Genomic DNA, 15,259 nt, shown 5'->3' with positions numbered 1-15,259 from the left:
ATTAATCCTCAAGAGTTTTTGCATAAGCATCTGCAGATAATAGATCTGCCAGTTGAGATTCATCAGAAATTTTAAGTTTAAATAACCAACCATCTTTATATGGTGTATGATTTACTTGTGAAGGGTCATCTACTAAAGATTCATTTATTTCAATTACCTCACCATCAACAGGAGCGTATACATCAGATGCTGCTTTGACAGATTCAACCACACAAGAATCATCACCAGCTGCGAACTCTTCACCTACTTCTGGTAACTCAACATATACTAAATCACCTAATAACGACTGTGCATGTGCTGTAATACCTACAGTAACTTCATCACCATCTATTTTGACCCACTCATGCGATTTTGTATACTTTAATTCTTTAGGAATATTTGACATTTTTATACCTCCGTATTGACTACGATTAATTGTTTTGAAAAATACTTATTTACTTTATATCAAAGATTTACCATTTTTAACAAACTTAGGTTTAACTAGCTCAAGCTCAAGCTTTTTACCTCTAATATTTACTACCGGATTATCAGCTTGTTTAGGCACATAAGCTAAGCCAATAGCAACTTTCAAAGTTGGCGAAAAGCTACCACTTGTTATATAGCCTTTTTGACCGTTATCAAAATCAATCTCTTGACCTGCTCTAAGGACACCTTTTGTTTTTAGTACTACGCCGACCCAGTTAGTATCAACTCCTTGTGCTTTTTTAGCAAGGTATGCTTTCTTCCCAATAAAATCTCTATGCTCATCAGATAAATCAACGCTCCAACCTAAGCCTCTTTCTAGAGGTGTAGTAGAGGTATCCATATCAGTACCATATAAGTGCATTCCTGCTTCTAATCTTAATGTATCACGAGCACCTAAACCCGCAGGTTGTGCACCATTTTCAAGTAGACTATCCCAAAATTTTTTTACCTGCTCGGCAGGGAGAATCACCTCAAATCCATCTTCGCCTGTATAACCAGTACGTGCCACCATCCATTTACTAAAAAACTTAAATGAAAAGGGCTTAAGCGCTTCAATTTCAGTAGCAATTTCTTTAGTAACAACACGCTTAATAACATCAACAGCTTTTGGTCCCTGTACGGCAACTATAGCTAGATCAGTCTGTGGTGTTATCGTAACATCAAATTTTTGAATATTTTGATTAAACCATGCAACATCTGACTCTCTATTGCCAGCATTAACAACAACTCTAAAATGCTCAGCATCAACTTTATAAGTAATCAAATCATCAACTATACCAGCATCATGATTTAGCATACAACCATATTGCGCTTTATTCTCTTGTAATTTAGCAACATCATTAGCTAAAAGATAGCGCAAAAACTTCTCAGCTTCAGAACCTTGAATATCAACTGCCAACATATGCGACACATCAAAGATACCACAATCTTCTCTAACATTATTATGCTCTTGAATTTGTGAACCATAGTTAATTGGCATTGACCAACCTGAGAAATCAACCATCTTAGCATTACCTGCTATATGTGATTCATAAAGAGGAGTTTTCAGCATGAACTATCCACCTAAAAAATTATGCTCGATAATCACACTATACATTTTTTTTTAGTATTTTATAAGCATTTTGTTTCAAAAAATAAGATATTATTTATCATCAATAACTTTGATATAGAGCTTGCCATCTTTTGCTCTTTCAGGACCATGAATGTCTGTATCAAATCCAGGTAACATCGAACCTATTTTCTCAAGCATTAATAAGAAATCCAATATCACTTTAGATTCTTCGGTTATTTTCTCACCAGGAAAAATAACAGGTATTCCAGGTGGGTATGGTAATATCATAACCGCAGAAGTATGCTCATATAAATCTGCTAATGGTACTTTCTTTACTTTACCTTTTAATAATTTCTGAAAAGCCCTATGAGGATTAAGTTGTTGTTCTGGTAGCACATTAAAAGCATGGTACATAAGATTAGGAAGATTAGCTTCTTTCATATACTGATGTAACCTTTCACTAACCTCTTGAATTCTCATATCCTCATAAAATTTAGGATCTTCTGCATATAAAGTTGGTAGCATTTTTTCAACCAGTGTATTTTCATCATACATCTGTTTGAATTTATTCAATACCGAGATTAGCCTTACTGATTTAGCTTTCGTTGTACCTAAACTAAATATAAATAGTAATGAATATGGGCCAGACTTCTCAACCACGATATCATGCTCATCTAAGAATTTAGCAACCACATCTGCTGGTACTCCCCAGTCTTGCACATCGTTATCTTTTATTCCAGGAGTTAGAATTGTTATTTTGATAGGGTCTAATGAGAGAAAATCACCATCAACATTTTTAAATCCATGCCATTTATCAGCATTTCTTAGAAGCCATGCCTCTTTATTTGAGATATTATCAGGTTGCCAAACATCAAAAAACCAACCGTTCGCTTCAGATCTTAGTTTGATTAACTCTCTTCTAAAATCTATAGCTAAATTAATAGTCTTGTCGATAAGATTATAACCTTGCTCGCCCTCCATCATTGCTGCTGCTGTCTCAACACTAGCAACTATGGGATAAAAAGGCGAGGTTGAAGTATGCAGCATAAACGCTTCATTTAAAACTTCCTCATTATAGTCGCCTTTTATATGTAACATTGATGATTGGCTAAAGGCTGCCAGAAGCTTATGTGTTGACTGTGTTTCAAAAATTATATGTTCTGGTCGTGGGTCAATCTGCATCGCTGACTTATGCTTATAAATTGGATGAAATATTGCATATGGAATCCAAGCACTATCAAAATGTAGTTTTTTAACATCAAGCTCTCGATGTATCGTATCAGTATTATAAAGGATACCGTCATAAGTTGAGTTTGTAACCACCGCATATTCAGGCCACTTATCAGCAATATTACTACTATCTATCTTTTCTTGAATTGTTTCTCTTTTAAACTCTTTTTTAGGAATCCCACCAATTATTCCATAAGCATTTCTTGTCGGTTTTAGATATATTGGATTAACATCAACCATCATCATTAGATGTGTCACTGATTTATGGCAATTTCTATCAACCAAAATAGTATCACCGTCAGCAACACTATACATACCAACTATTTTATTTGCTGTTGAAGTACCATTTGTAACAATAAGCGATCTATCTGATTTAAAGACTTTAGATATATATTCTTCGGCGTCTTTATGTGCTTCAGAATGATCAAGCAAGCTTCCTAGCTCTTTCATTGAAATAGACAAATCTGTCTTAAAAATATTTTCACCATAAAAATCATAAAACAAAGCTCCTACTGCAGAACGCTGAAAACCATAACCTCCTTGATGTCCTGGAGTACAAAAAGCCGAATTAAAAGATTTAGAGTACTTAAACAACTCATAAGTCAATGGTGGCAATATATCATTAAAATAATTTGTGATAGTTTTGTGAATAAAGTCAGAATCTTCACCAGCTAAAGCATCATACTGCAAAAAGTTGATATTTAAGTTAAAATCACGCAAATTAAGCTTAATACTTTGACTATAGTCAGACGCCACAAATATTGGCAACTTTGTATTAAGGTGCGCAATATTATGAAAAGCTTCGATATTGAAACTAGCTCTATCTAAAACAATACAGCATATCCTAGAGTTCTCCTCAAGAATTTCAACAACTTCGGATAAATCATCAAGTTTCAAAGTATAGTATTCGTGATGATTTTTAAGATCTTTCTCAATTTTTAGTAAAAATTTTTCTTTATATGATTTTAAGGTATCTTTATAGACAAATACAACGGTTTTCATAATTTTACGACTTAGAGAAATAACTATATTATTAACTCAGTATACTAAAAGTACCCAAATTAAAAATATTTTTTTATCATAAATAATAGAAAAATATAGCCACCCCAATCTAGTTAGAATTTATAACTAATTCTAATTCACCATCTACTAAGCGATAAATTTTATTCATACGGCTAGCTAATTTCTCATCATGAGTGACAATCACAAAACTTGTACCAAAATCATCACTTAGTTGTTGCATCAATGCAAATATACTCTCTGATCTTTGGCTATCTAGGTTACCAGTAGGCTCATCAGCTAAGATACAGTTAGGATTTGTAACCAATGCCCTAGCAATAGCTACCCTTTGGCGCTCGCCACCTGAAAGTTCAGCTGGTTTATGATCAGCACGATGCTCAAGACCAACTTTTTTGAGAATTTCATTAGCAAGTTTTATTGACTCTTTTTTAGTATATTTTTTAGTGATAGCTAATGGAATCATAACATTTTCAATAGCTGTAAACTCTGGCAATAGGTGATGTAATTGATAAATAAATCCCAGATGCTTATTACGCATTTTTGCACGCTTATTAACAGATTGATTATCAAACCTCTCACTCATCAGATATACTTCACCGGCACTACATTTATCTAGTCCACCTAAAACATTTAGCAATGTAGTCTTACCTGATCCGGATAATCCAAGGATAGCAACTTTTTCACCTTTTTTAATTTCAAGATTTACATCTTTTAAGATAGCTATATCAGTTTTAAATTCTGTATATTTTTTTGAAACATTTTTGCAGCTTAAAACAACATCATTCATATCTTAAAGCCTCCACTGGCTGAACCTTAGAAGCACTCCAAGCAGGATAAAGTGTCGCTAAGAAACTTAAAAACATAGAAACCAAAGTAACTTTTATAACATCTGACCACATAAGCTCCGATGGGATATAATTTATAAGATAAACACTTGCGCTCAAAAATTGCTTACCAGTAACATTCTGGATAAAATTAACTATCTCTGTAGCATAAGTTGAAAGAAGTATACCAAGCAATACACCAATAACTGTACCTATCAAACCAATAATAAAACCTTGGTATATAAATACCGTTATAATTTGTCGTGATGACATTCCCATAGTTCTAAGAATAGCTATATCACTACGCTTATCAGTAACGACCATAACTAAAGATGATAATAAGTTAAATACCGCAACTGTAATTATTAGCAATAGGATAAAAAACATCATCGTTTTTTCCATTTTTAAGGCGTCAAAGAAAGATTTATTCTCATCTGTCCAATCACGAGTAAAATAGTAAGGTGGAATAGCGCCATCATTAAGTTTGTCTTTAACAAGTGGTGCATCATAGATATTTTTTACACTTAGTTGAAGAGATGATACCGAATTACCAGTTTCAAAAACTTTTTGTGCATTCTTGATATTAATCATTGCATAATAAGCATCATACTGATAGCTCACAGAGAATATTCCAGACACTCTAAATTGCTTAATCCTTGGGATCATCCCAGCTGGTGTTAGACTAATCTTTGGCACGATTAAAGTCACCTTATCACCAACTTTAACACCTAAATTATCAGCCAAGACACTACCTAAAACTATGTTATAACCTTGATTATCATCTAATGATGACAGCTTACCATCGACAATATGCTCAGCTATAGGAAGTACTTTGGTTTGATACTTAGGTTCTATACCCTGAATTTGTACAAATGCTGTCGTGCTACCACCACTATTTGCGCTAAGTAAACCTTGTGATTCTACTATTGGAGCTACTGCAGTAACACTTGAGGTACTTTTCTCAACCTCTTTGGCTAATGTGGGCCAATCAGTAACTTCCCCACCTAATTGATATACCTTTAATGGTGGTACCATCATTAGAATTTTGCTTTTGATCTGTTGATCAAAACCATTCATAACTGACATCACTGTGATAAGTACAGCTACACCTAGAGAAATACCCAAAAATGATATTGCCGAAATAATAGATATAAACCGATTACGCTTCTTAGCACGGATATATCTCAATCCAATAAATAGTGGCAGACTCTTAAACATTAAAATTCTTTTTTAGCAATAAAAATTACTCTATAGAATAACATATTAAGCTATGAAAAAACATTTCAAAAGCATCTAAGCAAATTACCACAAGTTATATTACAAAAACCATTTCTGTATTACAGTGAAATTAATTAACTATTAAAAAATGATTAGTCTTATTAATTTTTACCAATTGTTAGTAAAAAGCGCTTAGGTTATTATTAGCGCAACATAATATTTGGATAAGCAATAAAATGAGAAATTTAATAAAATCTCAAATCCATAAGATTAGCATATACCTTGGTTTATTAACTATTGCTTACTTAACATTAGCTATCACAATTACTGAAATTTTGTCTAAATATGCCTAGTTAAACTAATATCTTAGATAGCTAAAACAAACGCTGTTCTTCCCCACCACATAGGACAGACACCTGATATCGCAAATCAATAAGCTTTCTAGAATAGATCTTAACTAGCGATATTTAAAATGAAACTATTTGAATTATAGTCGTGAGTATGTAAAAAATGATAATGAAAAATTAAAAGAGGCTTGACGATTACCTACTTTCACCTGGGCAGTGCCAGACTATCATCAGCGTAAGACCGTTTCACTTCTGAGTTCGGAATGGGATCAGGTGGTTCCAGACTGCTATCATCGTCAATGCATGCTATAATACTCTTCTTAATTCATATGTCAACCATTAGTTTTGATATTACTAAAAAAACTTATATATTTTTACCTATTTGGTATTTTTCTAATAATAGTGGAACTTCCTCGCCACATTCTTGATAAGCTTTAAGTTCACCACTAGCAAATTTGGCTTGTAACTCTTCGCTATCCATATATTCGGTATCAAAATCAACATAGACAGAGCCAAGTAGATGATTAAATTCATGCTGAAATATCACAGCTGCTATAGAGTCAAGCTTACCTGTAATTTTCTCACCGTGTTGGTTATATGCCTCATATTCAATCTCTTTGTATGTTGCAAGCTTGCCTCTTTTTTCACCTAGCGCACTCAAACATCCATGCCAAAAACTTACTCTTTGTTTTGAAACTTTTGTAATTTTAGGGTTAATAAACACCTGATATGGGACACCATCAAAGCTTAATGGATATCTTGCATTAGAACTATCAAACTCTATCATAAATATTTGATAAGGATAGCCAATTTGATTAGCTGCAAGTCCTATACCATTACCTTGCATTTTTTCATACATTTCGGTGATGATGTTTTGTATTTCTAGACTTTTTATCTCTGACACAGGTTTACATTTTTGATATAGAACTTGATTATTTATGTCATTATATTGTATAAATTGCGATTTTATTTGTTGCATTTCGTTTTAGCTTTTACAACCATCATAATTTTGTATGTTAATGATTATAGCAAAGTTTTGCTATGTCATACATGGCTTGGAAGTAGCCAAAACTTTCAAATAAATTATCAAACTCCACTCAAACTAACTGTACTACCCTCAGCTATTAGCTTGCTAACATCATTGACAAATTTGTAGATAGAAAATGGCTTTTGTAAATAATCAAACTTACCATCAACGTCATCAAGAGAAATTGTTATCTCTAAAATGTTTTGTTTTTGGATATTAGTTGAGGCTATATTTTCTTTGAGATTACTAAGCACTTTTTTGAGATTAGTTGGATTTACATTTTGGCTTCTTAATGTTAGTTCAACTTTACTAAAATTTTCATCAATATATTGTGATATTGGTTGGACTTTATCAACACTTAGCTTATTACACTCCCGTTGCACATCACGGCTAACTTTGCCCTCTACAACCACAATATCATCAACTTGAATACTATCTTTAACACTAGCAAAAACCTCTTCACTAATTAGACAATCAGCTCTATCAAACTCATCATCAATATTGATAATATATAGAACTTTTCCTATTTTAGTCTTTCGACGTATAGCTGGTGTTATCATACTTGCGATAATTCTCACAGAATTACCATCAATATTCGGTTGCTGAATTTTATTAAGATCACTAAAGCTAACATGATTGCGCCAATGGCTCTCTTCATCAATAATATGTCCAGAAAAATACATCCCTAAAGCTTTTTTCTCATTAATAAGTAGCTCTTTTAGACTCCACTCTTCTACTATGCATTCTTTTTCAAGCTCTGTATCAGTATCACTCTCTTGCTCTGTAAAGCCAAATAAATCATCCTGTCCTGCAGCATTCATTTCATTGACATAACCAGCATTTTTGATAGCTTTTTCGATAGAGTTAAATGCTGTAGCCCTATTTCTAGATATATCTTTGATAGCTCCTGCAAAGCAGAGTGCTTCAAGAGCTTTTTTATTAACCTTACGTAAATCTACTCTACGTGTCAGATCAAATATAGAACTAAACTCTCCTTCAGCATCTCTCTCTGTAAGGATACTTTTAATAGCCTCGCCACCAAGTCCTTTGATAGCTCCTAAGCCAAGCAAGATTGTACCTTTTGAAATAGCTATACAGTCATAGACACTTTTGTTTACATTAGGTGCTAGAACTGTAATACCCATATTTTTACAATCTAGGATAAATTTAACAAGCTGGTCAGTATTCCCCATATCTCCAGACATAAGAGCAGCCATATATTCATCAGGATAATGTGCTTTTAACCAAGCGGTTTGATAAGCAATTAGTGCATAGGCAGCAGCATGTGATTTGTTGAAACCATAACCAGCAAAAGCTTCCATTTGGTCAAATATCTCATCAGCAAGCTTGGCATCGATATTGTGGTATTTAGCAGCGCCCTCTTTAAAAATTTTACGCTGCTGCTCCATTTCTTCAGGTTTTTTCTTACCCATAGCACGACGCAATAAATCCGCACCACCAAGAGTATACCCAGCAAGTTTTTGTGCCATCTGCATAACTTGCTCTTGATATACTGGGATACCATAAGTCTCTTTTAGTACTTCTTCAAGTAAAGGATGTAAGTAGGCAATCTGTTTTCTACCATGCTTACGGTCGATAAACGTTGGGATATTCTCCATTGGCCCAGGACGATATAGTGCTACTAAGGCGATAATCTCTTCAAAATTAGAAGTTCCAAGATCCTTGACAATCTGACGCATACCTTGTGATTCAAGCTGAAATATTCCTGTGGTATTACCAGCTTGCAAAAGCTTAAATGTTTTTTGATCATCTAAAGGTATATCAGCTATATCTAAAGGTTTTTGATCAGCTGGTCTTTTAGCATTAATGCTTTTAATAGTATTATTGATAATCGTTAAGTTTTTTAGTCCTAAAAAGTCAAACTTAACTAGGCCAACATCTTCAACATCGCCTTTATCAAATTGAGTTACAATATCACCGCCCTTATCCTCACAATATATAGGTGCAAAATCTGAAATTTTTGTTGGCGAAATTACAATACCTGCAGCGTGTTTACCTAAACTACGTGGTAAGCCTTCTAGTTTTTGGGCTCTTTCAATAATCTCAGCAACTTCTTCATCTGCTTGCATTTCATCATATAATGGTTCGCCTTCTTTTAGGATCTTATTAAAAGTTGTGCCTGGTGTTTCTGGAATAAGCTTTGCGATCCTATCACCAAAACCAAAACTTTGCCCCATTACTCTTACAACATCTCGTACAACACCTTTAGCAGCCATCGTACCATAGGTAATAATCTGTGCAACGCTCTCTTTGCCATATTTTTGCTCTACATACTTGATAACTCTATCTCTACCTTGGATACAAAAATCTATATCAAAATCGGGCATCGATACCCTTTCAGGATTCAAAAACCTCTCAAAAAGTAATCCATAAGGTAATGGATCTATATCAGTAATTAACAAAGAATACGCTACTAACGACCCCGCGCCAGAGCCTCGCCCTGGTCCTACTGGGATATCATTTTCTTTTGACCACCTAATAAAATCCTCAACAATTAGAAAGTAACCAGAGAATCCCATATCGCAAATGATATCAATCTCACGTTGTAACCTATCTTTATAAACTTTTATGATATGTTCATGCTTATCAGCTGGCCTATTCGCTAATATTTTTTCTAAACGCTTATCTAATCCTTGATAACATAACTTTGAGAAGTACTCCTTTTCTGTCAAACCTGCTGGAATATCTACTGTGGGCAGACACGGCTTGCCTAATTCAAATATAACGTTACAACGCTTTGCAATAGCTAGAGTATTATCTACAAGCACTGGCAGTGCAGAAAAAGTTTCATACATTTCTTCAGCCGATTTTAGATACTGTTCTTTAGTAAATTTAGATTTACGTGACTCATCTAAGATAGTTGTTTTCTCATTGATACAAGCTCTAATTTCATGAATATCATAATCATCTGCTTCCATAAATACGGTTAAGTTTGTTGCTACAGCTATGAGATTATACTTGCTAGCATATTCTAGAGCCTTTTGATTGTACAAACCCTCATTTTCATACTCTAACTTATGAATCTCGATAATATAATTATTGGCTCCGAATATCTCAACATTTTGATTAATAATCTCATCTGCCTTGCGATAATCCTTAGTCAAGATAGCTTTGCCTAGCTCTCCCTGCTGGCCACCATTTAAACAAATGACACTTTCTAGTTTTACCTCGCCAAGCCAAGATTTAGGTATAAGAGGAATTGAACCGAACCTATCAGCTTCTTGATATGCTTTTGAAACTAGATTAACAATATTTTGATAACCTTGATTATTCTCTGCTAATAATACTAAATCACATACACCAAATTCTGTATCAACCTTTAGCTCAACTCCAAAGATTGGCTTAATCCTACTAGCTAAAGCTTGCTTATAAAACTTAACTGCAGCAAATAAATTACATACATCAGTGAGAGCCACCGCAGCAATATTTTTATCTTTTGCTCTTGCAAAAAGGTCACTTAGGCGTACTGTACTATCAACAACAGAAAATCCAGTATGAACTCTTAGATGAGAAATCATTGTTCGATTATGTTTTTTTATGAACTTAGCTACAAATATTACTATAAAAGTAATAAGTTCGAAACTTATTTAAAAAATGATCTAGCTACCTGGTTTTATTATTTTGAATTTAGCTCGATGTTTTAAAACTACATGAACTAAAAGCTTAAGATCTTCTTTAGGCTAAAAATAAACAAAAATAATTAATACATCAACTTATATTATGAGTTTATTATTAGACTGATTTATATAAAGTTTACTAGTTGCTATTATATTGCAAATCTTTAACAAATTTTTCTAACTCATTTTTTTCGAAGTTTTGAGTAAGCTCTAGAATTGCTTGTTCAAAGCAGTTTCTTGAGTATTCTAAAACAAATTTTTCATCATCATTTTTAAGTTGCTTAGCAATGTGCATAAGGCTCTTTTGTAAACGTTTGACTACTAAAATATTACTACTCCCGTAGCTTCTAATGTGCTCAAAACTGCTTTTAATAAACCGTTCAATAGCAATCTCTTTTACATATAAATTGTTATAAATCACATTTTGACTAGATTTTGTTTCAAATAAACAATCTAGTATCCCTGTAAGAGAATCAATGACTTTAATAACTGTACCAGGATCATTATTAAAAAATGCTTTAGCTGAGATTTCACTGAGTATTGTAAGCCCAAAAAGGGAATCGCCTGAATAACTCTTTTCTTGAGAGAATATAAAATTCTTAACTACTTCATTAAAACTTTCTTGAGAAAGAGGCTTAGATGAGCTCACATAAGCTACTATATCAGAACTTATTAAATGCTCGCCATTGTATCTTAAAATATACACCTTTGCGTTAATTTTTTCACATAACGTATTTAAATTTTCTAAGTCAATATCAGTTAAAAAACTATATTTTCCTGCATAGACAGGAACACTTTTTAGTATTTTATTATGTGTAAACTTATTGCATCCCATATATCGGTCTTTAGCATACTTCTTGATATTTTCGAAAGCATATTTTTCAGACTTAGATAATGAGGTTCTTACTTGACCAAGCTTGACAATCTCATCTACCCAAATTATAAAAGTAGAAATAACTACAATAAACACTATAATAGTAGTTATAAAAATAAAAAATATACCACTTTGATTAAATATTTCTGACTTAATACCAACAGTAGCAACCACTCCATAAATAAAAGCGCCAATGAATTTAGAATGCGCACTTTGTGAAGAACTATCCCGTAGCAATAGATTTAATATACGAGGGGTACCAACGTTACTAGCTGAATTATAAGCATTTACTATAGAGCCTACTGCAAAGACTGTTATTGTAAGCATACTTGTGGTGATAATTGAAAGTAAATTATTTACTGTTTCTAAATTAATTTTATGTGTATAAAAGGAAATTTCATATCTTTGAAGTAGGTAGCAACTATAAACACTTATTACTGCTAAAATACTGTAAGTTATAGGTTGAAACCATAATTTATCCCTAATTATAGACAACTGATGTTTTAATAAAAAAAATAATTTTGTCATTTAGACATCCTCAAAGATTTTAAAAGAATTTATATGTGCAAATTTAAAACACAACTTTTAAATAAAATATTTTAACTTTTGTTTTAAAAAATATTAACTTAACTGAATATATAAAAAAACCTAGAAACAGCAAAAAGTTCATTTAGGCACTATCAAGACAGAAAATCTGGTATGAACTATCTTAGATCAGAAATCATTGTTGAATTACCCTATTAATGAGCAACAGCTTATAAGTATTTCCAACACAAACTATATAATCTAAGACTTTAGATTATATATGATTATAAGCTTTGCTATAATTAATAGTTGTAAATAAATAACTAGCTTATAGTAATGACTATAAAAAAAATTTTCTTGCATATTGTAGGCTTTGTTTTACTATTTGCTTTTGTTTTTACAAATGCTAATACAGCATCAAATTTAGAAAAAGATACTAATGATCTTTATAACTTACCTAAAAATTACTACACCACTAATCATCTTGATCGTATAACTAAGAAAATATTTAAACCATCACTATATATTGCTATTAATGGTGGTTGGGGACAGCAAACTAATATGTCTAAAGGTGGGGAACTGTAGTTGCAAATCTTGGATATAGATTTAGTCAATCTTATGCCATAGAATTTGTTTATCAAAACTTTCTAGTTAGCCAATATAATACTACTCAAGTTAATAACTATTTTGCCGGTGCAGCAAAGTACTATTATAAAATTAATGATTATGTAACCGCATATGCTGCCGCTGGACTTGGTATTGGTCATACCAACATTAATGGAATAGCCAATCAACAAAATGCTCCAAATAGCTATTTAGCAACAAATAATACTTGGGGAGGGTTTGCAGTTTTTCCTGTAGGTATAATGTTTCCAATCAAATATATGGATAACCTTAGTCTTAAAGTAACCTATACATATAGTATTTCTTTTTCAGGCAACTCGCAAAACTTTGTCACATCAGGTTTACAGTATTCTTTCTAAAATAATCTTGGTATTATTTTCTAAAACTTTGCTTATCAGATATTTTATAATCCAAGAAATTACTAATATGATGTTTTTTATCTTTAAATATAAAATTATTGTACACAATCATATACATCAGAACTTTTCTTACATAATGACGTGTTTCACCAAATGGAATATTCTCTATCCAAATTGCTGCTGGAATTTCTTTTTCATTTAGCCACTTAGCAACATTACCAGGACCAGCATTATAAGCTGCTATTCCTAGTACATTATTCTTATCAAAAAGCTTTTCTAGGAAAAATAAATTAGCTGTCCCAAGTTTAATATTATTCTCTGGGATAAATATCTGACTAGCCATACCTTGAGATTTATCACCAATTAGAGATAATTTATACTTTTGAGCTATGAATTTTGCGGTTGGCTCTGTAACCTGCATCAATCCCTTTGCCCCAGCTGAGGAACCTGCACTAATATCAAATAGTGATTCTTTACGCATAATTGATAACACAAGGTCTTTATCAATTCCAAATTTTTGAGCATTTTGATTAATTACATTTATAAAAGCTTTCGGAAAGAGCGTATCAATACTATTGTAACTACCAATAACCGACATATTGAAAATAGCTGCATAATACATTTGATTATCTTCAGCTAAATTTGCAAGTTGTTTAATCTCATCAATCCGTTTATCTCTAAGCTTATTTCTAATTGCCCATTGCCAAATACTTGTTGAATCTTTGTATTGTCCGATCTGATATAAATCGATAGCCTGTGCAGTAGCATCTTCTGTGAGTAGTTTTTTAGTCTCACTATTACTTAATGCTGTAGTGATATCATTACCAAAGTTATATGCTTTACCAAGCTTATCAGCTGCTAAGAATGAATAATAATCTAGTGGAGTTCTAGTCAAACTCTCAAATATCTCATCAGCTTTTGCTTTTTCTCCTGTTTGTTCATAACTATAAGCTAGCCAATATTTCCATGCTTGATCTTGTTGGGAATTTTTAGGTAGCTGATCGTATGTTTGTATATAACCTTTGAAGTTCTCATTATACAGGTCAACTCTTAATAACCATTCCCATGCTGTTGTATCAAGATATTTCTTATCAACTCTACTTAGCCATTGTTTTGCTTGTGACGACTGCGACCTTGCAAAACTTACTGCTATTGCTGAAATAACTTGTTGTTTTACTTTTGTGCTTAGATATCTTTTATTTTTTAGTTTATCCCATACTTTTGCATAGCCTTCAACATCTTTTCTTATTAAATCTCTAGAAATATCAACAAATACTTTGTCAAAATAATTATAGTTATGAAATCTATTAATGAAGCTATCCAATTTACGTGGATCTTTAGTAGCTTGTTTCCATGCAATTATATAATTAAGATAATCTTTGTTATCTTTGACATAAGTATTTAATAACCATAGGCTATCATCAAATTTATTAGCAAATGCAAGGGTATATGCTTTAGTTGTTATGTAAGCACTTGGTTTATACTTAGAGTTATCCCAATATTTTTGCATTGCATTACATGCAGCAGGCATATATACACGGTTTTGCCAAAGCTGACCATATTCATTTAATGCTTTGTTTTTGTCGCCTGATTCATATTCTGCTTGCATGCTCCAACACTTACCAGATGTACCTAAATCACCTTTATAATACTTATCAAAGAGCTTCCAATCCTGCTTTTGAGCATAATATTGCGCCAAATCTTCACTAAGGCGATTTTGCCAATAGCTATTATTGTCTTGCTTAAAATACTCATCTATTGTTGATTGCTGAAAAATATCTGGATCTGTACTTATTTCTTTATATTGTAAATAAGGGTAAATACTAGTACTTTTAAGTTTTGATTTATAATAATAATACAATTTATAATCTTTGTTATCTAACGCATTTATAGCTTTTTGAGAATATTCAATTTGTTGTGTTGTGAGACTATAACCAATAGCACTAGATAAAATCAATAAGCAACTTGTTATGAACTTTTTATTAAACACAATAGTTTGACAACTAGAAAATTATTTTACTAAGAATACTAACATTATTAATATCAAAAAACTAATA

General features: G+C 32.3%; 10 protein-coding genes and 1 rRNA gene. 1 reads left to right on the top strand and 10 read right to left on the bottom strand.

The window, feature by feature from the left end:
• Position 1 precedes the first annotated feature (1 nt).
• The 9 genes from gcvH to FSC454_RS02330 all read right to left on the bottom strand — a co-directional run bounded on the left by gcvH (position 2) and on the right by FSC454_RS02330 (position 12,222).
• Entirely contained in the window at positions 2 to 385 is a 384-nt protein-coding gene (gcvH, locus tag FSC454_RS02370) for a glycine cleavage system protein GcvH (protein WP_014547779.1), read from the bottom strand.
• A 54-nt stretch (positions 386 to 439) separates the two neighbouring features.
• Positions 440 to 1,516, bottom strand: coding sequence for a glycine cleavage system aminomethyltransferase GcvT (gene gcvT / locus FSC454_RS02365; RefSeq protein WP_066044813.1), 1,077 nt, complete (start codon positions 1,514 to 1,516; stop codon positions 440 to 442).
• A 90-nt stretch (positions 1,517 to 1,606) separates the two neighbouring features.
• Positions 1,607 to 3,748: a lysine decarboxylase LdcC gene (locus FSC454_RS02360; RefSeq protein WP_014547777.1), complete on the bottom strand. Its 2,142-nt coding sequence runs from the start codon at positions 3,746 to 3,748 to the stop codon at positions 1,607 to 1,609.
• Positions 3,749 to 3,857: 109 nt separating this feature from the next.
• Positions 3,858 to 4,553 carry an ABC transporter ATP-binding protein gene (locus FSC454_RS02355; RefSeq protein WP_066044811.1) on the bottom strand — a complete coding sequence of 232 codons (696 nt, stop codon included), beginning with the start codon at positions 4,551 to 4,553 and terminating at the stop codon, positions 3,858 to 3,860.
• Positions 4,546 to 5,808: a lipoprotein-releasing ABC transporter permease subunit gene (locus FSC454_RS02350; protein ID WP_014547775.1), complete on the bottom strand. Its 1,263-nt coding sequence runs from the start codon at positions 5,806 to 5,808 to the stop codon at positions 4,546 to 4,548. Before FSC454_RS02350 ends, FSC454_RS02355 begins: the two co-directional genes overlap by 8 nt.
• A 533-nt stretch (positions 5,809 to 6,341) precedes the next feature.
• Positions 6,342 to 6,456 (bottom strand): 5S ribosomal RNA (gene rrf / locus FSC454_RS02345).
• Between the two features lie 63 nt (positions 6,457 to 6,519).
• Positions 6,520 to 7,134 (bottom strand): peptide deformylase, encoded by a 615-nt coding sequence (locus FSC454_RS02340; RefSeq protein ID WP_156470838.1) that lies wholly within the window; start codon positions 7,132 to 7,134, stop codon positions 6,520 to 6,522.
• 107 nt (positions 7,135 to 7,241) lie between these two features.
• Entirely contained in the window at positions 7,242 to 10,721 is a 3,480-nt protein-coding gene (gene dnaE / locus FSC454_RS02335) for a DNA polymerase III subunit alpha (RefSeq protein WP_066044809.1), read from the bottom strand.
• A gap of 238 nt (positions 10,722 to 10,959) precedes the next feature.
• The gene (locus tag FSC454_RS02330) at positions 10,960 to 12,222 is read right to left on the bottom strand and encodes a DUF2254 family protein (RefSeq protein WP_071794763.1); all 1,263 of its coding nucleotides are present in this window, start codon (positions 12,220 to 12,222) and stop codon (positions 10,960 to 10,962) included.
• 333 nt (positions 12,223 to 12,555) lie between these two features.
• On the opposite strand from FSC454_RS02330, the gene FSC454_RS09920 reads away from it, so the two are divergent.
• Positions 12,556 to 12,804: a hypothetical protein gene (locus FSC454_RS09920; protein WP_231865131.1), complete on the top strand. Its 249-nt coding sequence runs from the start codon at positions 12,556 to 12,558 to the stop codon at positions 12,802 to 12,804.
• A gap of 411 nt (positions 12,805 to 13,215) precedes the next feature.
• Here FSC454_RS09920 and FSC454_RS02320 read toward each other — a convergent pair whose 3' ends face one another.
• Positions 13,216 to 15,192 (bottom strand): lytic transglycosylase domain-containing protein, encoded by a 1,977-nt coding sequence (locus FSC454_RS02320; RefSeq protein ID WP_082810679.1) that lies wholly within the window; start codon positions 15,190 to 15,192, stop codon positions 13,216 to 13,218.
• Positions 15,193 to 15,259 lie beyond the last annotated feature (67 nt).

Source organism: Francisella hispaniensis FSC454 (assembly GCF_001885235.1).
In the GTDB taxonomy this organism is placed as follows: Bacteria; Pseudomonadota; Gammaproteobacteria; order Francisellales; family Francisellaceae; genus Francisella; species Francisella hispaniensis.
Note: the sequence above shows the minus strand (reverse complement) of the source record. Positions and strands in the feature narration are given on the sequence as shown.

Coding starts and splice junctions, on each gene's coding strand:
- gcvH (WP_014547779.1), bottom strand. CDS start 385: ATGTCAAATATTCCTAAAGAATTAAAGTATACAAAATCGCATGAGTGG.
- gcvT (WP_066044813.1), bottom strand. CDS start 1,516: ATGCTGAAAACTCCTCTTTATGAATCACATATAGCAGGTAATGCTAAG.
- FSC454_RS02360 (WP_014547777.1), bottom strand. CDS start 3,748: ATGAAAACCGTTGTATTTGTCTATAAAGATACCTTAAAATCATATAAA.
- FSC454_RS02355 (WP_066044811.1), bottom strand. CDS start 4,553: ATGAATGATGTTGTTTTAAGCTGCAAAAATGTTTCAAAAAAATATACA.
- FSC454_RS02350 (WP_014547775.1), bottom strand. CDS start 5,808: ATGTTTAAGAGTCTGCCACTATTTATTGGATTGAGATATATCCGTGCT.
- FSC454_RS02340 (WP_156470838.1), bottom strand. CDS start 7,134: ATGCAACAAATAAAATCGCAATTTATACAATATAATGACATAAATAAT.
- dnaE (WP_066044809.1), bottom strand. CDS start 10,721: ATGATTTCTCATCTAAGAGTTCATACTGGATTTTCTGTTGTTGATAGT.
- FSC454_RS02330 (WP_071794763.1), bottom strand. CDS start 12,222: ATGACAAAATTATTTTTTTTATTAAAACATCAGTTGTCTATAATTAGG.
- FSC454_RS09920 (WP_231865131.1), top strand. CDS start 12,556: ATGACTATAAAAAAAATTTTCTTGCATATTGTAGGCTTTGTTTTACTA.